Source organism: Rhizobium sp. 10N414 (assembly GCF_056394785.1).
On sequence record NZ_JBFTIN010000001.1, the window covers coordinates 526,141 to 549,956 of the forward strand.

20 protein-coding genes are annotated in these 23,816 nt (G+C 61.2%); 11 read left to right on the forward strand and 9 right to left on the reverse strand.

Annotated features, from left to right (window positions below; genetic code table 11):
* Nucleotides 1-297 carry an Rdx family protein gene (locus AC1DE4_RS02610; protein ID WP_018855339.1) on the reverse strand — a complete coding sequence of 99 codons (297 nt, stop codon included), beginning with the start codon at nucleotides 295-297 and terminating at the stop codon, nucleotides 1-3.
* Nucleotides 298-416: 119 nt separating this feature from the next.
* Here AC1DE4_RS02610 and AC1DE4_RS02615 point away from each other — a divergent pair, with 119 nt between their 5' ends.
* Nucleotides 417-1,154 carry a type 1 glutamine amidotransferase gene (locus AC1DE4_RS02615; RefSeq protein ID WP_025659764.1) on the forward strand — a complete coding sequence of 246 codons (738 nt, stop codon included), beginning with the start codon at nucleotides 417-419 and terminating at the stop codon, nucleotides 1,152-1,154.
* Nucleotides 1,155-1,181: 27 nt separating this feature from the next.
* Here the strand turns inward: AC1DE4_RS02615 and AC1DE4_RS02620 are convergent, their stop codons facing one another.
* The 6 genes from AC1DE4_RS02620 to AC1DE4_RS02645 form a co-directional block, all read right to left on the reverse strand.
* A complete protein-coding gene (locus tag AC1DE4_RS02620; protein WP_477879737.1) occupies nucleotides 1,182-3,095 on the reverse strand; it encodes a glycoside hydrolase family 127 protein in 1,914 nt (637 codons plus the stop codon).
* 25 nt (nucleotides 3,096-3,120) lie between these two features.
* Nucleotides 3,121-3,984, reverse strand: coding sequence for a carbohydrate ABC transporter permease (locus AC1DE4_RS02625; RefSeq protein ID WP_025659762.1), 864 nt, complete (start codon nucleotides 3,982-3,984; stop codon nucleotides 3,121-3,123).
* Complete coding sequence (locus tag AC1DE4_RS02630; protein WP_018855343.1) at nucleotides 3,984-4,898, reverse strand: carbohydrate ABC transporter permease; 915 nt, start codon at nucleotides 4,896-4,898, stop codon at nucleotides 3,984-3,986. The genes AC1DE4_RS02625 and AC1DE4_RS02630 overlap by 1 nt, the downstream gene beginning before the upstream one ends.
* Nucleotides 4,899-4,972: 74 nt before the next feature.
* Complete coding sequence (locus AC1DE4_RS02635) at nucleotides 4,973-6,211, reverse strand: ABC transporter substrate-binding protein (protein ID WP_025659761.1); 1,239 nt, start codon at nucleotides 6,209-6,211, stop codon at nucleotides 4,973-4,975.
* A 41-nt stretch (nucleotides 6,212-6,252) separates the two neighbouring features.
* A complete protein-coding gene (locus AC1DE4_RS02640; protein ID WP_113488933.1) occupies nucleotides 6,253-7,275 on the reverse strand; it encodes a LacI family DNA-binding transcriptional regulator in 1,023 nt (340 codons plus the stop codon).
* A gap of 182 nt (nucleotides 7,276-7,457) precedes the next feature.
* The gene (locus AC1DE4_RS02645) at nucleotides 7,458-8,747 is read right to left on the reverse strand and encodes an ABC transporter substrate-binding protein (protein ID WP_477879741.1); all 1,290 of its coding nucleotides are present in this window, start codon (nucleotides 8,745-8,747) and stop codon (nucleotides 7,458-7,460) included.
* Nucleotides 8,748-8,887: 140 nt separating this feature from the next.
* Here AC1DE4_RS02645 and AC1DE4_RS02650 point away from each other — a divergent pair, with 140 nt between their 5' ends.
* Genes AC1DE4_RS02650 through AC1DE4_RS02660 form a run of 3 tightly spaced genes read left to right on the forward strand, consistent with a single transcriptional unit; the run spans nucleotide 8,888 to nucleotide 12,785 of the window.
* Complete coding sequence (locus AC1DE4_RS02650; protein WP_025659760.1) at nucleotides 8,888-9,907, forward strand: LacI family DNA-binding transcriptional regulator; 1,020 nt, start codon at nucleotides 8,888-8,890, stop codon at nucleotides 9,905-9,907.
* A 14-nt stretch (nucleotides 9,908-9,921) separates the two neighbouring features.
* A complete protein-coding gene (locus AC1DE4_RS02655) occupies nucleotides 9,922-11,778 on the forward strand; it encodes a DUF2264 domain-containing protein (protein WP_477879743.1) in 1,857 nt (618 codons plus the stop codon).
* Nucleotides 11,775-12,785, forward strand: a complete 1,011-nt coding sequence (locus tag AC1DE4_RS02660) for a hydroxyacid dehydrogenase (RefSeq protein WP_477879745.1) — start codon at nucleotides 11,775-11,777, stop codon at nucleotides 12,783-12,785. The genes AC1DE4_RS02655 and AC1DE4_RS02660 overlap by 4 nt, the downstream gene beginning before the upstream one ends.
* Here AC1DE4_RS02660 and AC1DE4_RS02665 read toward each other — a convergent pair.
* Together AC1DE4_RS02665 and AC1DE4_RS02670 are read right to left on the reverse strand one after the other, a co-directional pair.
* The gene (locus AC1DE4_RS02665; protein ID WP_025659757.1) at nucleotides 12,782-14,056 is read right to left on the reverse strand and encodes a Gfo/Idh/MocA family protein; all 1,275 of its coding nucleotides are present in this window, start codon (nucleotides 14,054-14,056) and stop codon (nucleotides 12,782-12,784) included. The genes AC1DE4_RS02660 and AC1DE4_RS02665 overlap by 4 nt on opposite strands.
* A 158-nt stretch (nucleotides 14,057-14,214) precedes the next feature.
* Nucleotides 14,215-14,892, reverse strand: coding sequence for a TetR/AcrR family transcriptional regulator (locus AC1DE4_RS02670; RefSeq protein ID WP_025659756.1), 678 nt, complete (start codon nucleotides 14,890-14,892; stop codon nucleotides 14,215-14,217).
* Nucleotides 14,893-15,092: 200 nt separating this feature from the next.
* Between AC1DE4_RS02670 and AC1DE4_RS02675 the strand changes: the two genes are divergently transcribed.
* The 7 genes from AC1DE4_RS02675 to AC1DE4_RS02705 all read left to right on the forward strand — a co-directional run bounded on the left by AC1DE4_RS02675 (nucleotide 15,093) and on the right by AC1DE4_RS02705 (nucleotide 23,811).
* Nucleotides 15,093-16,379 carry an ABC transporter substrate-binding protein gene (locus AC1DE4_RS02675; RefSeq protein WP_025659755.1) on the forward strand — a complete coding sequence of 429 codons (1,287 nt, stop codon included), beginning with the start codon at nucleotides 15,093-15,095 and terminating at the stop codon, nucleotides 16,377-16,379.
* Between the two features lie 5 nt (nucleotides 16,380-16,384).
* On the forward strand, nucleotides 16,385-17,341 hold the full coding sequence (locus AC1DE4_RS02680; RefSeq protein WP_025659754.1) for a carbohydrate ABC transporter permease: 957 nt from the start codon (nucleotides 16,385-16,387) through the stop codon (nucleotides 17,339-17,341).
* Nucleotides 17,334-18,218: a carbohydrate ABC transporter permease gene (locus AC1DE4_RS02685; RefSeq protein ID WP_025659753.1), complete on the forward strand. Its 885-nt coding sequence runs from the start codon at nucleotides 17,334-17,336 to the stop codon at nucleotides 18,216-18,218. Before AC1DE4_RS02680 ends, AC1DE4_RS02685 begins: the two co-directional genes overlap by 8 nt.
* A 21-nt stretch (nucleotides 18,219-18,239) precedes the next feature.
* Nucleotides 18,240-19,313, forward strand: a complete 1,074-nt coding sequence (locus AC1DE4_RS02690; RefSeq protein WP_018855355.1) for a Gfo/Idh/MocA family protein — start codon at nucleotides 18,240-18,242, stop codon at nucleotides 19,311-19,313.
* Nucleotides 19,314-19,337: 24 nt separating this feature from the next.
* Nucleotides 19,338-20,417 carry an ABC transporter ATP-binding protein gene (locus AC1DE4_RS02695; protein WP_025659752.1) on the forward strand — a complete coding sequence of 360 codons (1,080 nt, stop codon included), beginning with the start codon at nucleotides 19,338-19,340 and terminating at the stop codon, nucleotides 20,415-20,417.
* A 66-nt stretch (nucleotides 20,418-20,483) separates the two neighbouring features.
* Nucleotides 20,484-21,359, forward strand: coding sequence for a phosphotransferase (locus tag AC1DE4_RS02700; RefSeq protein WP_025659751.1), 876 nt, complete (start codon nucleotides 20,484-20,486; stop codon nucleotides 21,357-21,359).
* A gap of 1 nt (nucleotide 21,360) precedes the next feature.
* Nucleotides 21,361-23,811, forward strand: a complete 2,451-nt coding sequence (locus tag AC1DE4_RS02705) for a GcvT family protein (protein WP_477879750.1) — start codon at nucleotides 21,361-21,363, stop codon at nucleotides 23,809-23,811.
* Nucleotides 23,812-23,816: the final 5 nt, after the last annotated feature.

Genomic DNA, 23,816 nt, shown 5'->3' on the forward strand with positions numbered 1-23,816 from the left:
TCAGCTTTCCAGCGAAGTGCGATCGACATGGCCGAGATCCCGGCCGGGTTCGATGATGTCGCGCACGCGCTGCTTCAACTCCTTCGGACCGGGAAAGCCGCCATCGCGCTTGCGCTCCCAGATCAGGTCGCCATCGACCCGGATTTCGAAATTGCCGCCGGTGCCGGGAACGAGCGCCACTTCGCCGAGACTGTCGGTGAAGGTCTGCAGAAGTTCCTGCGCCATCCAGCCGGCGCGCAGCAGCCAGTTGCATTGGGTGCAGTAGAGGATCGTCACGCGGGCTTTCTTGTCGCTCATATCAGGGGTTTCCTTTCGTCACTCCGATTTAAGAACTGCCGTGGCGTGGCACAATCCGTATTGCAATCACCGGGCGCTTGGTGTTCCTCTCGGAGCCAGAAATCGTACTGGAGATGCTGATGCGGGTCGCCGTCATCGAAAACATGAAAAGCACGCCGCTCGGCTCGCTGGGGCTGGCGCTGGCGGAAGCCAAGGCCGAGATCGAGCACTTCTACCCCTGGATCGACGGCAAGCTACCGGCAGGCATTGCCGATCATGACGCTCTGGTGGTGCTCGGCGGCGAGCAGAATGCGATCGACGACGCGAACTATCCCTACCTGCCAGGACTTGCACAGCTCATGCGCGACTTCGCCGAGGGCGACAAGGCGGTGCTCGGCATCTGTCTTGGGGCGCAGATCCTGGCGCGCGCCTACGGTGCGGAGAACCAGCTGAATGCCGGACTGGAGTTTGGCTGGCACTCGATCAGCAAGTCCGAGGATGGGCACGCGGATCCGTTGCTCTCCGGCCTCGAGGCGGATTTCACGACATTCCAGTGGCACAGCGACACCTTCACGCTGCCGCAGGGTGCGACCCGTCTTGCCGTCAGCGAGCTTACTCAGAACCAGGCGTTTCGTATCGGGCGCGCGGCCTACGGCACTCAGTTCCATTTCGAGGCCAGCGCATCTGTCATCGAGAGCTGGAAGGGCGAGTTTGCGGAATCGATCGAACAGATGGAGCCGGGCTGGCATGAACGCTACGCGGCTCTTGCCTCCGCGCACGCCGCGGCATCAGATGCTACCGGCCTTGCCATCGGCCGCAATTGGGTGCGCATGATCCGAGCGGAAGTCCGATCACAGCCCATGGTCGCCGGCGCTTAAGCCGGCGACCTGACATCCCTAGCCGGCTTAGGTGGCGGAGCGGATCCAGACGAGCATTTCGCCGGGCGCGCGGTTGTCCCACAGATGGTAAGGCACAAAGCGGGCCGTACCCGTTCCAGCTGCCGGCGGCTTGGTCCGATAGAGCGTCGCACCCCAATCCGACTCATCCTTGGTCACAGCGATATCGAGAGCCACCGCACCACCGAGTTCGGCGATCTCAGCCGTCTTCGCGGATATATCCTCGCCGAGCCTGATTCCGTTTAGGCCTGCGCCGTTATCCGTCGCCTCGACGCAATAGACGAGCGGGCCACGCATCAGGGCAGTCCGTCCGGCATCCTGCCGCACCAGCGGGTTTGCCCAGAGAGCGCGTGTTTCGAGTGGAATGTTCAGGTCGATCTTGTCGCCATCGCGCCATTCGCGTTCGATGCGGGCGTAACCATCGAGTTCGACCGAGCCGAGATCGATTGTCTCACCGTTGACGGCAAGTGTCGTCCCCTTTGCCCATTCCGGGATGCGCAGCGAAACCGCAAAGCGTGCCTGCTTGCTCGTCTTGATGTCGAAGTGGACGGCCCCGTGCCACGGATAGCGGGTCTTTTGCGTCATCTCGACATTGGCATCCGCGATCTTGAACCGCGCGCGTCCTTCGCCATAGAGGTGGACGGCGATCTCGTCATCCGCGACGCCATACATGTAGGACCCGATAGAGGCGAGCAGGCGGGCAATGTTCGGTGGGCAGCAGGGGCAATGGTGCCAGACCCAGCGATGATGCTTGCCGACACTTTCCAGCGGGTTCTCGTAGAAGAACGTCTTGCCGTCGAGCGAGAGCCCGGCCATCGCGCCGTTGTAGAGTGCCTGCTCCATGATATCCGCATAGCGCCGGTTCGGGCCGCGGCCGAGCATGCGGTTTGCCCAGAACACCAGACCGACGGAAGCGCAGGTCTCGGCATAGGCGCTTTCGTTCGGCAGGTCATAATAGTCGGTGAAGCCCTCATTGGCGGCCGCCGGCCCGATGCCGCCGGTGACATACATCTGCTTGGTCGTCAGATCGTCCCACAAGGTTTCTAGGGCGCCGGTCAGGCTGTCGTCGTTATATTCCGTCGCGATGTCGGCCATGCCGGAATAGAGGTACATGGCACGAACGGCGTGGCCGACGACCTTTTTCTGTTCGCGAACCGGCTGATGAGCTTGGCCGTACTCATAGGTCTTCTGGTGAAAGTCCGCTGCACTGCGGCCGTCGCGGTTCGCCTCGTCGGTGAAGAAGTGCGGCTCGGTTCCGCGCTCATCGACGAAGAACTTGGCAAGGTCCAGATACTTCTTCTCGCCGGTCGCGCGGGCAAGCTTGACCAGTGCCAGCTCGACTTCCTCGTGGCCGCAATAGCCAGGAATCTTGCCCGGGCCATGACCGAAGACCGTAATCATGTAATCGGCAAAGCGGCACATGATATCGAGCATCTTGCGCTTGCCGGTGGCCTGATAGTAGGCGACGGCGCCTTCCATCAAGTGGCCGGCGCAATAGAGTTCGTGGTGGTCACGCAGGTTGGTCCAGCGACGCTCGGGCTGAACCCGCTGGAACCAGGCATTCACATAGCCGTCCTTGTCCTGCAGTTTCTCATACATGTCGACGATGGCGTCGACCCGGGCTTCGAGCTCCGGATTGGCCCGGCGATAGAGCGAATAGGCCACCGTCTCGATCGATTTGCCGAGGTCGCTATCCCAGAACATCTGCGTCGAGCCGCCCCAGGGACCGATGGGGATCACGACGCCGGGGCTCGGCTTGGTGACGTCGATCGCCTGCAGCATACCCGCCGTGACGCAACGGTCGAGCAGCGTTTCAGCGGTGCTGTCGCAGATCGCGTCCTGGCGCTCCCCGAACAGCCCGTGCACATCGACATCCGGCACGGGAAGCGGGCGAAACTGGCGGTCTCTTTTCAACTTGTTCATGGCTTGATCCATCTTTCTTCAGAAGTCATTTCACCGCGCCGGCCATCAGCCCGCGCATGTAGTAGCGTTGCAGAAGCAGGAAAACGATGAGGCAGGGGATCGTCATGACGGCGACACCTGCCTGCACGGCGCCCCAGTTGATCGCCCCGAGACGGCCGGCGCGCACGGCCATCATCAGGACGGGCAGCGTGTATTTCTCGTTGCTGGAGAGCAGCACGAGCGCGGCCAGAAATTCGTTCCAGGCATTGAGGAAGGCAAAGATCGCCACGGTCGCGACGCCCGGCAGCACAAGCGGCAGCAGAACCAGCACGAGCATCTTCAGGTCATGGGCGCCGTCGATACGCGCGGCCTCCTCGATCTCCTTCGGCACCGCGTCAAAGGCGTTGCGCATCATGAACACCGAGAACGGCAGCTGCAGCGTCACGTAGACCAGCGTCAGGCCGAAGAGCGAGTTGTTGAGCCCGAGCCTGGCGAGGATGATGAAGAGTGGCGTCAGGATCGACTGGAAGGGGATCATCAGCGTCGCGATGATCAGGATGAAGAAGACATTCTTCATCGGAAAGCGATAGCGCGAGAAACCGTAACCGGCGAGCAGGCTGATCACCACGGTCAGCACCACGGTCGCAACCGACACGATGAGCGAATTGAGCGTGTGCTGCCAGATGCCGGCACCGAAACTGTCGAGCGAGCGATAGGAATCGAAGCTGATACCGTTCGTCGGCCATGGCGGCAGCGGTGGCAGCCGCGCCTCCGTGCCATGCCGGAGTGAGGCCAGCAGTGTGATGACAAAGGGAGCGAGAAAGAAGATGGTGATGGCAATACCGGTGCCGTGATAGGCGGCCTGCCCGCGGATTACACGGCTTTTCTTGCGACCGGTGACGAGGCTCATCAGCGCTCCTCCCCGACACGCAGCAGCCAAAGCTGCACGACGCTGATGACCACGAGAATGGCCAGAAGCGCAATCGACAGCGCCGCGCCGTACCCGAGATTGAAGGACACGAAGGACTGGTTGAAGATATAGTAGACGACAGAGATCATTCGGTTTTGCGGCCCGCCTGAGGTCATGATGTAGAACTGATCGAAGGCGAGGATCGAGCCGGTCACGGAGATGATCAGCGCGAGCGCGATCGTCCTGCGCATCAACGGCAGCGTCAGAAAGCGGAAGCGCTGCCACCAATTGGCGCCATCGACGACGGCGGCCTCCGTCAGATCGGTCGGGATCGCCTGCAGCCCGGTCAGCAGGATGATCATTGTAAAGCCGGCTATCTTCCACACGACCATGACGCAGATCGTCAGGAATGCGCTGTCGAAGGTGGCAAGCAGATTGGGGCTCTTCTCGACAAGTCCGAGCGCCTTCAAGGCAGGACCGATGAAACCGCTGTCAACATTGGCCAGCCACACCCAAAGCAGCGATGCAGAGGCCAGACCGACGACGACGGGCAGGAAGATGACGGTGCGATAGGTGCTGACGAAGGCTCGCTGTCGCTCGACGAAAAGAGCAAGCGGAAAGGCGACCGCGAAGATAAGGATCGTCACGATGACCGTATAGTAGGCGGTGAAGTTCAGCGCCGCGACGAAGCGGCCGTCATTGAACATGCGGAAGTAGTTGTTGAAGCCGATCCACCGCTGGGCGCCCATCAGCGGCCAGTTGTGAAGGCTCATCCAGGCGGTAAATCCGACCGGCAGCACGAAGAACATGATCACCAGAAGCATCGCCGGAGCGATATAGAGGAGGCCCGTCCATTCCGGTCGTGGGGCACGTCTGCGCACGCATGCTGTCTGCTTTCGACCCGTCACGGTCATCGAAACACTCCGCATCATTCCTAGTAAAATCGGCCGGAGGACTGCCACACCCTCCGGCCACGGCCTCTGGGAGATTATTGGCCGCTGTCGATGATCGACTGCATCTCCGACTGTGCATTCTTGAAGGCGCCGTCCACGTCGTCACCGAAGATGGCCGCATTGGTAAAGGTCGCCCACGGACCGTTGGCGCTGTTGATCAGATCGTTGAACTGCAGCGTGTAAGGTGTCTTGGCGACCGAGATGGCCTTCAGGCCGACCTGCAACCTCGGATCGAGGCCCTCGAGCACCTTGTCGGCGATATCACCACGGGTCGGCAGGCTACCGTACTTCGCCATGATCTTCTGGCCGTCCATCGAATAGATATATTCGAGGAATTCCTTCACTGCGTCGATCTTCTTGGTGCCCTTGGTGATGACGAAGTTGTCACCGCCGGCAAAGGAGGACGGATTGCCGTCAACGCCCGGGATGAGCGTCACGCCGAAGTTGATGTCGGGATGCTCGGTCACCAGTGTGCCGATCGCGAAGGCGCCAAGGCTCTGCTGGCCAATCTTGCCGTTGGTGAAGCTCAGGAAGTTGGCACCGTTGTCGCTGGCGGCACTTGCCGGGACGAGGTCCTTCTTCACCATGTCGCGATAATAATCGACCGCCTTGCGCATCTGCGGGGTGTCGAGCGTCGCCGTCTTGCCGTCGGCCGACAGGATATCGGCACCTGCACCCCAGGTGAGCGGCGTGAACGTGAAGATCATGCAGCCGCCGCAGCCGCCGCCGGAGAAATAGAAACCGTAGGTATCGTCACCGACCCTGCGGATCTTCTCGGCGTTGGCGGTGATTTCCTCCCAGGTCGCGGGCGCCTTTTCAGGATCAAGTCCCGCCTTCTTGTAGAGGTCCTTGTTCCAGGCGAAGACCGAGGTTTCGACCGACAGCGGCAGGCCGTAGACGCGGTCCTGATAGGTGCCGAGGCGGACGTGCGACGGCGACAGCGAATTGAAATAAGGCAGCTTCTTTGCCCAGTCTGTCAGGTCTTCCAGCTGCCCCGCAGCAGCAAAGGCAGGGTTATAGATGAGGTCCATCGACAACGCATCCGGCGCCTGGCCGCCAGCGATGGAGGTGGCGTATTTCTGGACAAGCTCCGAGAACGGCACCTCGGTCGCGACGACCTGGTTCTCGTGACTGGAGTTGTAGGCTTCGACAACCTTTTTGAAGGATTCGCCGATACCGGAACGAACCCACATTTCGACTTTCTCGGCGGCCGATGCTCCGGACACCAGGCATAGGGTGGCAACGCTTGTCGCAGCCAACAGACGCTTAATCATGGCACTCCTCCCAAATTGGCGCACTCCTCCGCGCCGGTTCCTCATCTCCTGGGGCTTTGGGCCCCGCATGACTGCCGCACCACGAGGCGGCACGGCAATTTCCTGACGCCCGGCTCCACTGGGCGTCCCTCGGCCAGCGCCAGAATCGTCAATCCGGCCTGGCGCCCCAGCTCCTTCAACTCCATGTCGACGGAAGTGAGCGGTGGCCGCGTCTGGCCGGCGACAATCTCCCAATTGTCGAATCCGACTACGGAAACATCTTCCGGCACCCGAATACCGCGCTCGCGCAGCGCATCGACAGCACCACGCGCGATCTGATCGTTTCCGCAGAAGATCGCGTCCGGCTTTTCGTCCTGACGGCTCCATATCTGCGCGACGGCCTCGTGGCCCCAGGCTTCCGCCCACCGGCCGAACATGACGATCCCCTCCCCGCCGATAACATTGCGGTAGGCACCCGCGCGCTCACGAACCGAGAAGAAATCCTCCGGCCCCGTGATATGCGCGATCCGTCGACGGCCCATCTTCACCAGCCACTCCACCGCCAATCGCGCACCCTGCGCGTCGTCGGAGCGGAAGGTGACGCTCGTCGGCGTCCCTTCGGTGAAGGCGTAGACCACGGGGACATGCAGGTTCGACAGATCGACCGGGAGCTGCCGGTCCAATCGCTTGCCGGTGGCGATGATGCCATCCACCTGCTTTTCCAGCATGGCATCGACATGGGTCTGACCGAGCGCCGGATCGTCTTCGATGGCGCAGAGAAAAACCGAAACGCCGTGATCGACGAGCGCTTCGGAAATACCGGCCATGACCGGCAGCGTGAAGCGCCCGTAGGTATCGTTGGTCAGCAGCCCGATAGTGAAACTGCGCTTGCTCAAGAGGCCCCGGGCGAGCGCATTCGGGCGGAAACCGACCTCGCTGGCAATGCGCTTTACCCGCTCCCGGGTTTCGACGCTCATCCGACCGGTTTCGTTCAGCGCCTTCGAGGCGGTGGAAATACTGACCCCCGCCGCCGCCGCGACGTCGTGGATGGTAATCCGGCCTCTTTTTCCTCCCGCGACGTTCACCGCGCTTCTCCCCATTTGCAGATGAGAAAAGCTTTTCCCAACCGAAGCGTCAAGTGAGAAAAGGTTTTCTCAAGCAAAAATCATACAATTGCCATCAGCGCCTCAGGAGCGGCCGCGAATAACGAAAATCGCGGCAGGCCAATGCCCGCCGCGATCCAAAACTTGAGCGATGTGAGCTTCGATCAGCCTTTGATCGTCTCCTTGCCTTCTTCCAGCAGACGGGCGGCCGCTTCGGCAGGCGTCGTCCGCTCGAATGCAAGCTCATCGGCAATCGGGCGGAAGACGCGCTGGTCGAATTGCGTCGAACCGAGCGGCGCAGGAGCAGGGTACTCGCCCACCTGATCCTTCAGCAGGTTTACATACTGCACGGTAGCCTGTTCGGCTGGATTGAGTTGCGGAAGAATCGCCTCGCGCACGGTAGGCGACATAGGCACGCCGCGCTCCACGCCAAGGATCTTGCCGGCCTCGACGTCATTGACAAAGAAATCGATGAACTTGGCGGCAGCCTCACCGTTCTTCGTGGCTCCGCCGACGCTCCAGATCAACGCCGGGCGATAGTAGTGGCCGGAAGGACCACCCTTCTTTTCGCGCGGCAGGAGCGTGATCGCAAGCTTGTTCTTGGAAATCAACTGGTAGCCGACGAGCTGATTGGAATAGGCCATGCCCATCGCCGACTTGCCGAGCGCGAGTGCGTTCGTGTCGATGGTGTTCTGGTCGAGCGTCTGAACGTCGGCAGCGACCGTGCCGCCCTTCTTGCGCAGATCCTCCCAGAACGTGTACCACGCCGTTGCATCGTCGGCATTGAAGCCGAGCTTGCCGTCGGCATAGAGGCTCTTGCCGCGCTGGCGCAGCCAGGCATCGAAGACGTAGGTGTAGCGCGCGCCATAAGGGCCGCCCCAGTAGTTGTTCTTGCCGCCGGCCTTCGTCAGCTCGACTGCGATCTTGGCGTACTCGTCCCAGGTCAAATCCGCCGTCGGTACCGGAATGCCTGCCTTTTCAAAGGCCGTCTGGTCGAAGAACAGCGCGAAGGAGTTGAGGCCGAGGCCGATGCCGTAGAGCTTGCCGTCGACCGTCGTCAGCTTCAACATATCCTTGCCGAACGAGTCGACCTTCAGCGTCGAAGGCACGAATTCGTCGAGCGGCAGGCATGCGCCGCGCTTCGAATAGTCGGAGATCGTGCTCGGTTCGAGCTGGAAGACGTCGGGCACAGCGCGGCCGGCCATCTGGGTGGCGAGCTTTGTCCAGTAGCCGTTGCCGTCAAGCGATTCGCCAACGATCGATACGCCGGGGTTCTCGCTTTCATAGAGCCTGGCGACATCAAGCGTGCGTTTGGCGCGATCGTTCGATCCCCACCACATGGCGCGAAGCTTGGCATCTTCCGCAAAGGCCGGAATTGAGCTTGTGGCACCAAAGGCCAGCCCGGCAGCGACGCCTGCCGAACCCATCAGAAATGAACGGCGATTGACCTGCATGTTTCATCCTCCTCTTTCATTGCCCCGCCATCCTCCAACAGCTCTACGGGCTTATGCGGCGTAGATTACGCAAAAAATTCATCGATGCAACAAATTATCTTTTGCTTGCAAATTTGCATTATTTGCATAATCTTCGCCGTATGAACGAGATCAAGACCAAGAGACTGCGACAGGCCGACATTGCCACCATGGCGGGGGTTTCCGTATCCACCGTTTCCCGCGTGCTCGCCAATGAGCCCGGCATCAGCGAAAGCGTCCGCCAGCACATTCTCAAGGTGGCGGCCGAAAACGGCTACTCGGCGCGCACCGCAACCGGCGCGCTTCGTGGCACCCTCGCCCTGATTGCGAGCGACGGGGTGACGGGCGGGCTTAGCGTCTTCTACGAAGGGATCGTCGAAGGCTTGCGCGCCGGGGCGCTCGATGCCGGTGTCCCCTTCGAGGTGCGGCTGATCCGCGAGAACAGGGCCACGCCTGATGTGGTCCACGAGTACATGCAGACGGCCGGCGCCGGCGGCTTGTTCCTGGTCGGGATCGATCCAAGCGCCGAGTTGCGCGCCTGGTTAGAGGACGCGGCAATCCCGACGGTGCTGGTCAATGGCACCGATCCGAAGCTCAGGCTCGACGGCGCGTCACCCTCCAACTTCTTCGGCGCATATGAAGCGACGACCCGACTGCTGGATGCCGGCCACCGCAAGATCCTGCATCTGACGGGATCGCATCGAAACACCATCCGCGAGCGTGTGCGCGGCTTCAAGGCCGCGATCACCGACGCGGACGGTGCGGAAGGGCGCCTTGTGTCGATGAGCTTCCAAGGCAGCGCAATTCATGAGGCGCACGAACTGACGTCCGCAGTACTCGCGGAGAAGGCCGGCTTTACCGCCGCCTTCTGCATGAACGACTTCATCGCCGTCGGCGTTCTCGAAGCCGTCACCGAAGCCGGGCTTCGGGTGCCGGAGGATTTCGCCATCGTCGGCTTCGACGATCTTCCCTGCGCGCTGATGACCAACCCGCCGCTATCGACCATGCGTGTCGATCGCGTGGCGCTTGGCCGGGAGGCGGTCAGTCTCATCGTGGCGCGATTCAGGGACCGCAACGCCCCCGTCCGCCAGATTTGCCATGGTGTCGTTCCGATTGCCGGCGGCACCGTTCCGAACCCCTGACATGAGCAATGCCGATGACCTATGATCCCGCCAGTTCAAATCCGCTTGCCAACAATCCGCTGAAGACGCGCGAGGACATGTCGCGCGCGCTTCGCGACCTCTTCGATCCGCTGCTCCCCTATTTCTCGGCCGGCAATGCCCGCGTACGCCTTGACGGCGCAGCTGCGCATTTCGACCGCGCAGCAGCGGATCTCGAAGGCTTTGCGCGGCCGCTCTGGGGATTGGCGCCGTTTGGCGCCGGTGGCGGCGACTTTGCCGAATGGCATCGTATTGCCGAGGGTATCGCCAACGGTACGGACCCAAAGCATCCGGAATATTGGGGCACGGTCAACGGTCGAGACCAGCGCATGGTCGAGCTTGCGGCGCTCGGATTTGCCTTTGCGCTTGTGCCGGAGAAGGTCTGGGAGCCGCTTGGCGGCCGGGCGCGCGACAACGTGGTCGCCTATCTCAAGCATGCCCGGCAATTCGACTACGCCGATAACAACTGGAAATTCTTCCGCATCTTCGTCGACATCGCGCTCGACTGCGTCGGCGCCAATTTCGACCGGAGCCTGACCAAGCAGTATCTCGAGGAGCTTGAGGGCTTCTATCTCGGCGACGGCTGGTACCGCGACGGCAATGTTCGCCGGATCGACCATTACATTCCGTTCGCCATGCACTTCTATGGGCTGATCTATTCCAAGCTCGTCGATGACGACTACGCACAGCGTTACCGCGAACGCGCCCTCCTCTTTGCAAACGACTTCAAGCATTGGTTCGGCTCGGATGGCGCGACGATTCCCTTCGGCCGCAGCCTGACTTACCGTTTCGCCTGCTCCGGCTTCTGGTCGGCCCTCGCCTTCGCCAATCTTGAAGCGCTGCCCTGGGGCGAAATCAAGAGCCTTTGCCTGCAGCACCTGCGCTGGTGGAAGGACAAGCCGATGACCAACCGCGACGGCATTCTGTCGATCGGCTTCGGCTATCCCAACCTGCTGATGTCGGAAAACTACAATTCGGCTGGTTCGCCCTACTGGGCGTTCAAGGCGTTCCTGCCGCTGGCCCTGGCCGAAGATCACCCTTTCTGGACGGCTGAGGAAACGCCGCCTTTGGAAACTGTAAGCGTCCTGCCGCAACGCCATCCCGGTATGGTGCTCATGCGCAATGGCGGCGACGTCGTCGCGCTGTCCTCTGGCCAGGAGAACCTGCAGATGCGGTTCGGCACGGAGAAATACGCGAAGTTCGCCTATTCCAGCCGCTACGGTTTCAGCGTCGAATCCGACGAGCGCAACTTCGCCGGCGCGGCCTTCGATTCCGCCCTCGCCTTCAGTGATGATGGCCTGCACTACCGCGTTCGCGAGACCAACCGCGAAGCCAAGCTTGCGGGTGATGTTCTTTATTCCAAGTGGTCGCCATTCCGGGATGTGGATGTCGAAACCTGGCTGGTGCCGGCGGCACCATGGCACATCCGCGTCCACCGCATCAACACGCCCCGGCCGCTGCAGACGGCGGAGGGTGGCTTTGCGATCGCACGCCGGGATTTCGAGCTCGATACGCTGGTCGCGAATGGCTCAAGCGCCTATGCGATCGGCGAAGCCGATTTTAGCGGGATCACCGATATCGGCTCCCTGACGCCGCGCGCCGGTCTCACGCAGAAGGCTCCGCCGAATACCAACATGATCGTTGCGAAAACGCTGGTGCCGCAACTGCGTGGTGAAATTCCGGCAGGCCAAACGATCCTGATGACCGCCGTCCTTGCCGCCAACGACGCGGGCACTGTAACCGGCGCTTGGACCACTCCCCCAAAGGCTCCTGACGTTGCGGAGCTTGAAGCGCTTGTTGCGAGCGCGGGCATAAGGGTCAGCGCCATCGAGGCGCCGGGGCAGATGCCATGAGGCGCCCCTCCATCGCACTTGCGATGCAGCCTTCGCGAACGGAGCATGTCCTCACCGCGGAGGCCCTGCACCGGCTTGCCGAGATCGGCCAACTTCTCGATCCTCAACCGCTCCGGAGTTTTAGCGACGATCGCGCCCGGCGCATTCTCGCCGAGACTGACATTCTCATCACGGGTTGGGGATCGCCCTATGTCGGGCGCGAGGTAGTTGCGGCGGCCCCACGGCTGCGGCTGATCGCCCATGCGGCCGGAACAGTTAAGGGAATTGTCGACGAGCAGATCTTCGATGCCGGCATAGCCGTGACGCACGCCGCCGAGGCAAATTCGGTTCCCGTTGCGGAGTTCACGCTTGCGGCAATCATCTTCGCCGGCAAGCAGGTATTTCGCTTCCGCGACCTCTATCTGGCGGATCGCAATCGCGACCGGACGCACCCGATGCAACGGTTGGCGATCGGCAACTATCATCGCACGGTCGGCATCATCGGCGCCTCACGCATCGGCCGACGAGTGATCGAGCTCTTGCGACCGTTCGAATATCGCGTCCTTCTTTTCGACCCCACCGTCGATGCGATCGAGGCAATCAGCCTCGGAACCGAGAAGGCAGATCTGCCGACACTGATGACGCAGTCCGACATCGTCTCCGTGCACGCACCGTCGCTGCCATCGACGCGCCATATGATCGGAGCCCGGGAGCTGTCGCTGATGAAAGAAGGAGCGACGCTGATCAATACGGCGCGTGGCGCCTTGATCGACGAAGCCGCGCTGCTGGAGACGCTCAGCACCGGGCGGATCGACGCGATCATCGACGTAACGGATCCTGAAGTCCCGGAGACGGCATCGGCCTTCTATGACCTGCCGAATGTGTTCCTGACGCCGCATATCGCCGGCGCGGTAGGGCTGGAGCGCGGGCGGCTCGGGGATATGGCAGTCGATGAAATAGAGCGGTTCACCAAAGGCGAACCGCTCCTCTATCAGATCCTGCGTCGCGACCTCGCCCTAATTGCTTAGCCGGCTTTCAGATTCGTCGAAGCGCCGCCCGGGACGATCTCGGGCATCAGGTCGGCGATCTTGACAACCTTGCCGCTGCGCGAGCTCGTCAGAGCAGCAATGCCGCACAGCACGGACATTGCGCCGGCCCGCGTCCCGGCACGCTGACCAAGCTTGTCTTCCATGCCCTGCTTGAAGATCATGTTGCGCATCCGGTCGTCGCCGCCGTAGTGGCCGCCCGAAGAATGCGGCACGACGATGCGTTCGACGGCCGGCTTGTCCTTCGGGAAATTGCGGACGAGCAGGATCGTGTCCTCGTCAGGCGTCTCCCATGGCTGTTTCTCGTATTGCCTGAGTTCGATACGCCCATGCGTGCCGTTGAAGGCGATGTGGTGGCCTTCGATCGGCTGGAAGGTGTTCAGCGAATAGGAAACGTGGACGTCGTTCTTGTAGCGGATGCTGACGACCATGGTGTCGGGGATGTCGATATCCTCGCGATAGACGCAGCCGTCTCGGAAGTAGCCGTCAATCTTCGACGGATCCTCGTAGAGCGTGTCGAGGAAGGGATCGGCCTCGAGGTCGAGGAAGTAGTCGCACTCACCCGAATGCGGACAGAGCTTGCAGCGTGGACCACGGAAGGGGCCCTTGCGCCCGTAGTTCTGCAGGTCGGCAAAGGAGGTGACGGCATCCGGATCGCTATCCAGATACCAGTTCAAAAGGTCGAAGTGGTGGGTCGCCTTGTGCACGAAGAGGCTGCCGGAATTTTCCGTGTAGGCGTGCCAGCGGCGGAAGTAGTCCGCACCGTGCTTGGTGTCGAGGTACCAGTGGAAGTCGACCGAAGTGACGCGGCCGATCTCGCCGGCGTTCAGCAGTTCCTTGATCCTGGCGGCCGTCGGCGAATAGCGATAATTGAACGAGACATCCACCCGCTTGCCGCTGCGCTTCTCCGCATCGAGGATACGGCGGATTTTGTCGACCGCTGTGGTCATCGGCTTTTCGGTGATGACGTCGATGCCCGCTTCCAGCGCGCGCACGACGATATCGTCATGCGTATAGTCGGGCGTGCAGACGATGACGAGATCGACCTGCTGCTCGGCGAGCATGGCATCGATGTTTTCGTAGATCGGCGCATTGCTGCCGATCATCGTGCGGGCTCGCTCGGCCCGCAGCGAGTTGGTATCCACGATCGCGACGAGATCCACATGCTCGCGCCAGCCGGCAAGCAGTTCCTTGCCCCACATGGTCGTGCCGCGGTTTCCCGTTCCAATCAAGGCAAAGCGACGTTTCTCCATCGAATGATCCTCCTCATGCGTATGAAACGAACAGCGTCCTGACGCCTGGCCGACAAAAACCGCGCCCGCTACTCGCGGCTCATGGCAAGGCTGTAACTAAACGGTTACCTGACGGCAGAGATGGTTTCCTGTCAATAGCCGATCTCGAATTTCGCGGATCAGGCAGAAATCGATGCGAGGGTCACGTGGACGATGTGGCGTTCCCAGGCATCGAGATTGCCGGGCTCGACCAGGTCGCGGCCGAAAATCGTCGAAAGCGTGTACTGATTGGACAGGTAGAAATATCCAAGCGAGGCAATCGTCAGATAGACATTGAGCGGATCGGCGTTTGCGATGAAGACACCGGCCTTCTTGCCGCGCTCCAGCACGTCGGAGAGTTCTCCAATCAGATGCGAATGCAACTCCTTGAGCCGGACGGATTGGCGCAGCCAGCGCGCGCGGTGAAGGTTCTCGGTCCCGAGCAGGCTGAGGAATTCGGGATGCTTCAGAAAATACCGCCAGGTAAACAGCGCCAGTTCGCCAATGCCTTCCTGCGGCGTCCTGTCGCCGATATGCAGCTCGCGCTCGGCGGTGCGGATACCAACATAGGCCTCCTCGAGCACCCTGAGATACAGCTGCTCCTTGTCGCCGAAGTAATGGTAGAGCATCCGCTTGTTTGTCCCGGCACGCTCGGCGATGGCATCGACACGAGCCCCGCCCATGCCGTTCTCGGCGAATTCCTTGGTCGCGGCCTCGAGGATTGCTGCACGAGTCCGTTCCGGATCGCGTTGCAGTACACGCTCGGGCGATTGCCGCCTTACTCTCTTCTTTTCCCCATTTCCGCCAGCGCCTTCCATCGGTTCACCTTTCTAATTTCCCCATTGCGCTCATAATACGTTGAGAACAGATTGTAAAAACGAGAAGCGAGAGGAGGGCTATCACATCAGCGCTTGACAGCCTCAACGCTTCTCCATAGCTTGTAACCAATTAGTTATTTGTTGCAAGAGAAACCAGCAAGGAGCGTGTGGAGGCGCTCCCCAAGGGAGGAGGAGAACAGATGACACTACGCGTAAGCAGACGTAACTTCATGGCGGGGGGAGCAACGCTTCTTTCACTGTCCGCACTGGGATCCAAGGCTTTTGCCGCCGACACCCGCTTGCGGCTTCTATGGTGGGGTTCGCAGCCCCGCGCCGACCGCACCAACAAGGTCTCGCAACTCTATCAGACAAAGAATGCGGGAACGTCCATCACCGGTGAATTCCTCGGATGGGGCGACTATTGGCCACGCCTGGCGACGCAGGTCGCCGGCCGCAATGCGCCCGACGTCATCCAGATGGACTACCGCTATATCGTTGAATATGCACGGCGCGGCGCGCTCGCCCCGCTCGAGTCCTACATGCCGTCGAAGCTCAATCTTGGCGATTTCGACCCGGCGCAGATCGAGGGCGGCAGCGTTGACGGGCACTTCTACGGCGTCAGCCTCGGCGCCAACGCCGCAGCGACCGTTCTGAACACCACCGCGTTCCAGGAAGCTGGCGTCGATCTGCCGACGCAGGCAACCACCTGGGAAGAGTTTGGCAAGATCGGTGCCGAGATTACCAAGGCCGGCAAGCGCAAGGGCTTCTTCGGCTTTGCCGACGGCAGTGGCAACGAACCGCTCCTGGAAAACTATCTCAGACAGCGCGGCAAGGCACTCTACACGGCCGATTCCAAGGTCGCGTTCGGCGCAGAGGACGCTTCTGAATGGTTCGACATGTGGAGCAAGTTCCGCGAAGCGAACGCCTGCGTGCCACCTGATGTCCAGGCGCTCTACAAGGATACGATCGACACTAGCCCGGTCACGCTCGGCAAGGCTGCTGCCGACTACGCGCACAGTAACCAGTTCGTCGGCTTCCAGGCCGTCAGCAAGGACAAGCTTGCGCTGAACAACTATCCGCGCATCAAGTCGGATTCGAAGGGCGGCCACTACCGCAAGCCGTCGATGTTCTTCTCCGTATCCTCGCAGTCGAAGGTGATCGACCAAGCTGTCGACTACGTCAACTTCTTCGTCACCAACCCCGATGCCGCTCTCGCGCTCGACGTCGAACGCGGTATTCCGGAATCGAAGGCGATGCGCGACGTCGTGGCTGCCAAGCTTGATGCAACAGGCAAGATCGCGCTCGACTATGTCAGCGGCCTTGGTGACCTTGCCGGCAAGTTGCCGCCGCCGCCGCCCTCCGGTGCCGGTGAAGGCCAGGTCGTGCTTCGCACGATCGCCGAGCAAATTGCCTTCGGCCAGCTTTCGCCGAGCGACGGTGGCAAGCAGTTGGTCGACGAACTCAGCCGCATTCTCGCCAAAGGCTGACGCGGATGAGTGATGTGATGCGCACGACCGCCCCGGAGGGTATCAAGAGTGAATATGGGGCGGCAGCCCAGGGGCGTTTCAAACGCCTCTGGACCGCCAATGCCCCAGGCTATCTCTTCCTTTTGCCGTGGCTGATCGGCTTCTTCGGGCTGACGCTCGGACCGGCCGTCATCTCGCTCTACCTCTCGTTCACGGATTTCGACATGATCCGGTCGGCCGAGTGGGTGGGCGCGGCAAACTACGTGCGCATCGCAACCGCCGACCCGAAATTTGCCGCAGCGATGCGGGTCACGCTGACTTATGTGGTGCTGTCGGTGCCCTTCAAGCTGACCTTCGCGCTATTGGTCGCAATGGCCCTTAACAAGGGCGTTCGCGGCCTGCCGCTCTACCGCGCGATCTTCTATCTGCCGTCGTTGTTGGGCGGCAGCGTGGCGATCGCCGTCCTCTGGCGGCAACTGTTTGCCGGCGACGGACTGGTCAATGCCGCACTTGCCCACTTGGGCATCCAGGGACCGAGCTGGATCTCGCATCCGAGCTACTCGCTCTACACGCTCGTGGCACTCAGCGTCTGGCAGTTCGGCTCTCCGATGATCATCTTCCTGGCTGGTCTGCGGCAGATTCCGACCGACATGTATGAGGCGGCCAGCCTCGACGGAGCATCCAAGTTCCGGCAGTTCTACAAGATCACCCTGCCGCTCCTGACGCCTGTTATCTTCTTCAATGCCGTCGTCCAGACGATCGACGCCTTCAAGGCCTTCACGCCGGCCTTCATCATCTCGGGTGGGACGGGCGGACCGATCAATTCGACGCTGTTCTACACGCTCTATCTCTATCAGGAGGCTTTCGGAAACTTCCGCATGGGCTACGCCTCGGCGCTTGCCTGGATCCTCGTGCTGATCATCGCGATCTTCACTGCCTTCTCCTTCCTGACCTCGCGTTATTGGGTGCACTACGATGACTAACGGGATCACCACTGCTGTCACGGCGCCGCCGTCTGATATCACCAAGCGCACCTTTCCGACGTCAATCGCGATCCACACGCTGCTGATCCTTGGCTCGCTGCTGATGCTCTATCCGCTGCTGTGGATGGTGTCCGCTTCAGTCCGCCCAGAAAACGAGATCTTCTCGTCTACGTCGCTTATTCCGTCGTCGATCGACTTCTCGTCCTACCTGCGCGGCTGGATCGGGCTCGACATCACTTTCGGCCGCTTCTTCTGGAACTCGCTCGTCATCTCGATTTTGACAGTCATCGGCAATGTCGTTGCCTGCTCGCTGGCAGCCTATGCTTTTGCACGCCTGCGCTTTGCCGGCCGGAACTTCTGGTTTGCGATCATGCTCGGCACGCTGATGATCCCGTATCACGTGACGCTCATTCCGCAGTATGTGCTGTTCCTCAACCTCGGGTGGGTGAACACCATCCTGCCGCTTGTCGTGCCGAAGTTCCTGGCAAGCGATGCCTTCTTCATCTTCCTGATGGTTCAGTTCTTCCGCGGTATCCCGCGCGAGCTCGATGAGGCCGCCATGATGGACGGCTGCAGCGCCTGGCGCATCTATTGGAAGATCATGCTGCCGCTGTCGCTGCCGGTGCTTGCGACCGCCGCGATCTTCTCCTTCATCTGGACCTGGGACGACTTCTTCGGGCCATTGATCTACCTCAACGATATGAACACCTACACGATCCAGCTCGGTCTGCGCACATTCGTCGACTCGACCAGCGCATCGGATTGGGGCGGCCTGTTCGCCATGTCCACGCTGACGCTGGTGCCGGTGTTCTTCTTCTTCCTGTTCTTCCAGCGCCTGCTGATCGAGGGCATCGCCACGACCGGCATGAAGCGCTGATGCAATTACGGACATAGGTCAATGAGTATCAAGAGAGTTGCCATCGTCGGCTGCGGTATCGGCCGTTCACACATCGTCGAAGGCTACCTGCCGCATCCCGACAAGTTCAAGGTCGTGGCGATCTGCGACCTGAACGAGGAACGCCTGCGGGAAATCGGCGACGAATTCGACATCGCCAAGCGCACGACCTCGTTTGCCGATGTGCTTGATGACGCGAGTGTCGACATCGTCGATATCTGCACTCCGCCCGGCATTCACCTTGAGCAGGTGGTGGCAGCTCTCGCCGCCGGCAAGCACGTCATCTGCGAGAAGCCGCTAACCGGATCGCTTTCCGGCGTCGACACGATCATGGAGGCGGAGAAGACGGCCAAGGGCACGCTGATGCCGATCTTCCAGTATCGCTACGGCGACGGCATCGAGAAGGCGAAGCGGATCATCGAGGCGGGTATCGCGGGCAGGCCTTATCTGGGCTCGGTGGAGACTTTCTGGCGCCGAATGCCCGAATATTACTCCGTGCCCTGGCGCGGCAAATGGGCAACAGAGCTTGGGGGCGTGTTGGTAACCCATGCGCTGCACCTGCACGATATGCTGTTGCATCTGATGGGGCCGGTATCGAAGGTGTTCGGTCGCGTTGCAACTCGCGTCAACGACATCGAGGTCGAGGACTGTGCGTCGGCAAGCCTATTGATGCAGAGCGGCGCCTTCGTGTCTCTCTCCTGCACGCTGGGCTCCCAGGAGGAGATCAGCCGTTTGCGGCTGCACTTTGAAAACGTCACCTTCGAAAGCAATCATGAACCTTACTCGCCAGGCAAAGATCCATGGAAGATCATCGCCGCGAATGACGATGTGCAGGCGCGCATCAATGCCATCATCGGTCATTGGCGACCGGTCGCGCCGCGCTTTACCACGCAGATGGAGCATTTCCACGCCTTTCTCAGCGGCAATGGACCGCTGCCGGTGACAACAGGGGACGCGCGCCGCGCGCTGGAACTCGTGACCGCCATCTACCAATCGTCCGATACCGGCAGCGAAGTCATCCTGCCAATCGGATCGGACAGCCCGAAGTACGCCGACTGGCGTGCTCGCACGAAATAATGGACCAGGGAGGATCCTGAGATCATGGCAACAAGCGTCGTTCTCCAGAAGGTCGAGAAGCGGTACGGCTCCCTGGACGTCATTCACGGTATCGACCTGAAGATCGATCCCGGCGAGTTCGCGGTCTTTGTCGGCCCGTCAGGCTGTGGCAAGTCCACCCTGCTGCGCATGATCGCGGGGCTCGAGGAGATTAGCGGCGGCGCACTTCTACTCGACAACGAGCGGATGAATGAAGTGGCGCCGGCCAAGCGCGGCATCGCGATGGTCTTCCAGTCCTATGCCCTCTATCCCCATATGTCGGTTTACAAGAACCTTGCCTTTGGATTGGAGACTGCTGGCTACAAGAAAGCCGAAATCCAGCCGAAGGTGAAGCGCGCCGCCGAAATCCTGCAGATCGAAAAGCTGTTGGAGCGCAAGCCGAAGGCACTCTCCGGCGGCCAACGCCAGCGCGTGGCGATCGGCCGCGCGATCGTACGCGAGCCGCGCATCTTCCTATTCGACGAACCGCTCTCCAACCTCGACGCGGAACTGCGCGTGCAGATGCGTGTGGAGATTTCACGGCTGCACCGCAGCCTCGGCAACACGATGATCTACGTCACCCACGATCAGGTGGAAGCCATGACCATGGCCGACAAGATCGTCGTGCTGAACGCTGGCCGCATCGAGCAGGTCGGCGCACCGCTCGATCTCTACAACAATCCGGCCAACCGTTTCGTGGCAGGCTTTATCGGCAGCCCGAAGATGAACTTCCTGCAGGCGCGCGTCGAGCAGGTCGGCGAAGCCGAGACGACCATCAACGTCTGCGGCAATTCCGTTCGCCTGCCGCGCAGGCTCAAGGCCGAGGCCGGACAAACCGTCACTTTCGGCATCCGCCCGGAGCATCTCTCCGTGCTTGAAAACAGCGGTATCACGCTCGCGACCGTCAACGTGGATCTTGTCGAGAACCTCGGCGGCGCGACGATGCTCTATGCAACGACGCCGGATGGGCAGCAACTGACGATCGCGCTCGACGGGCAGCAGAAGGTCGAACGGGGGACGAACGTGAAGGCCTCGTTCGACCCGGCGCGGTGTCACGTCTTCGACGCCTCGGGTGCTACCATCTAGCACGCTTGACAGCCGATCCCGCTCTGGCCATGATTTCAATAGGATAGGCCGCGAGGGGAGACTAGCGTGACGCCTGAAGATCGGATTTATGCACTCGGCATCTGGCAGGGTCCGATCGAGATTGAGCCTATCACCGGCGGCATCACCAACCGGAATTATCTGGTGCGGGATCGCGCGGTTCGCCGTGTCGTTCGGCTCGGAGAAGACATTCCCGTTCATCACATCAGCCGGCAGAACGAGCTTGCCGCCAGCCACGCCGCACACGCAGCCGGGCTTTCGCCGGCCGTAATCCATCATCAGCCCGGCGTACTGGTCCTTGATTTCATCGAAGCCAGGGCGCTGACACCCGACGACATAAAGAATCCCGCAATGCTCAAGCGCGTGGTGCCGCTCGTGCACGCTTGTCATCGGGAGATCGCCCGACACTTCCGCGGCCCCGCCGCAATCTTCTGGGTGTTTCACGTCATTCGAGACTATGCGGCGCATCTCGCTGCCACCGGCAGCACCTATGTTGCACGCCTGCCAGCCGCGCTTGAAAAAGCGGAGCGGCTCGAGAAGGCGGCCGGTCCCTTTGACATAGCCTTCGGCCACAACGATCTACTTGCGGCAAACTTCCTGGATGACGGCAAGCGCCTCTGGCTGATCGATTGGGACTATGCCGGCTTCAATACACCGCTCTTCGATCTCGGGGGGCTCGCCTCCAACAACCAGCTTGGCGAGGAGGACGAACACCAAATGCTGGAGATCTACTTCGGTCAGGCAGTGACGAGCGATCTCTGGTACCGCTACACGGCGATGAAATGCGCTTCGCTGCTGCGTGAGACGCTGTGGAGCATGGTCTCCGAGATCCATTCCACCATCGATTTCGACTATGCCGGCTATACGGCCGAGAATCTTGCGCGCTTCGAGCGCGCCTACGACCTTTTTGAACAGGACCGATAATATGACGAAGGAATTGCCAAAGACCGCCAAGGCGGTCGTCATCGGCGGCGGCATCATCGGCTGCTCGACGGCCTACCATCTCGGCAAGCTCGGCTGGACGGACACGGTTCTCCTCGAGCGCAAGAAGCTGACCTCGGGCACGACCTTTCATGCAGCCGGCCTCGTCGGCCAGCTGCGCACCAGCGCCAACATCACCCAGCTGCTCGGCTATTCCGTCGATCTCTACAAGAAACTGGAAGCCGAGACGGGGTTGGGCACCGGCTGGAAAATGAATGGCGGTCTCAGGCTTGCCTGCAACGAGGAACGCTGGACCGAAGTCAAACGGCAGGCGACGACGGCGCAATCCTTTGGGCTCGATATGCAGCTGCTGACACCGCAAGAGGCTTTCGACCTCTGGCCGCTGATGACGATAGACGACCTCGTCGGCGCCGCCTACCTGCCGACCGATGGCCAGGCCAATCCGTCCGATATCACGCAGGCGCTTGCCAAGGGCGCGCGCATGTCGGGCGTCTCGACATTCGAGGATACCGAGGTTCTCGATCTCGAGATAGACAAGGGCCGGATCCGCGCCGTGATCACCGAGCACGGGCGGATCGAGTGCGAGCGCGTCGTTGTCTGCGCTGGCCAGTGGACGCGATCCTTTGCTGCGCGCTTCGGCGTCAACGTGCCGCTCGTCTCCGTCGAGCACCAATACATCATCACCGAGTCCTTCGGCGTTCCGTCGAACCTGCCGACGCTGCGCGATCCGGACCGGCTGACCTATTACAAGGAAGAAGTCGGCGGCATCGTCATGGGCGGATATGAGCCGAACCCTATCCCCTGGGCGGTGAAGGGCATTCCCGAGGGCTTCCACTACACCCTGCTCGACAGCAATTTCGACCATTTCGAGCAGATCATGGAGCAGGCGCTTGGCCGCGTTCCGGCGCTCGAGTCTGTCGGTGTCAAGCAGCTGCTGAACGGACCGGAGAGCTTTACGCCTGATGGCAACTTCATTCTCGGCGAGGCCCCGGAGCTGAAGAATTTCTTCGTCGGTGCCGGCTTCAATGCCTTTGGCATCGCATCCGGCGGTGGTGCCGGCATGGCGCTGGCCGAATGGGTCGCCAAGGGCGAGCCGCCCTACGATCTCTGGCCGGTCGATCTCCGCCGCTTCGGCAGGCCGCATTTCGATACCGACTGGGTGCGAACCCGCACGCTCGAGGCCTATGGCAAGCATTACACGCTGGCCTTCCCCTTCGAGGAGTATTCGAGCGGCCGGCCGTGCCGCAAATCGCCGCTCTACGACCGGCTCACGGCACAGGGCGCCTGCTTCGGCGAAAAGCTTGGCTGGGAAAGGCCAAACTGGTTTGCCGATCTCTTCGCCAACGAGGAACCGAAGGATGTCTACACCTATGGCCGCCAGAACTGGTTCGATGCCGTCGGCCGCGAGCACAAGGCTGTGCGCGAGGCCGCCGTCATCTTCGACCAGACCTCCTTCGCCAAGTTCGTGCTGAAGGGGCGCGATGCCGAGGCGGCGCTGTCGTGGATCGCCTCCAACGATGTTGCCAAACCGATCGGATCGCTGATTTACACGCAGATGCTGAACGACAAGGGCGGCATCGAATGCGACCTGACCTGTGCGCGCATCGCCAACGACGAATACTACATCGTCACCGGCACTGGCTTTGCGACCCACGATTTCGATTGGATAGCGCGCAGTATTCCGAGCGGAATGCATGCGGAACTTGTCGATGTCACCTCAGCCTACTCCGCGCTGTCTCTGATGGGGCCGAATGCGCGCGCCGTGCTGGAGAAGGTGACGAGCAGCGATGTTTCCAATGCGGCGTTCCCATTCGGTCGCGTCAAGACGATCGGCATTGCCGGCTGCCCGGTGCGGGCGCTGCGCATCACCTATGTCGGCGAGCTCGGCTACGAACTGCATGTGCCGGTTGAATATGCGACGACCGTTTATGATGCGCTGATGGCAGCGGGCGCTCCGCTGCAGCTTACCAATGCCGGTTACCGCGCCATCGAAAGCTGCCGCCTCGAGAAGGGCTATCGCGCCTGGGGCTCGGACATCGGTCCCGATCATACACCTGTTGAAGCCGGGCTTGGCTGGGCCGTGAAGACGAGGAAGGACACGCCGTTTCGCGGCCGCGAGGCGATCGAACGGCAGCTCGCGTCGGGCGTCAAAAAGATGCTCGCCTGCTTCGTGCCCGAGGATCCCGATATCGTGCTGCTTGGCCGCGAGACCATCTATCGCGACGGCAAGCGTGTGGGTTGGCTTTCCAGCGGCGGCTTCGGCTACACGATCGGGAAGCCGATCGGCTACGGCTATGTGCGCAACCCGGGCGGTGTGAGCGAAGATTTCGTGCTGTCCGGCAGCTACGAACTCGACGTGGCGCGCGAGCGCGTGCCCTGTCAGGTCTCGCTGAAACCGCTTTACGATCCCGATATGGCGCGCGTGAAGGGATAGGCACT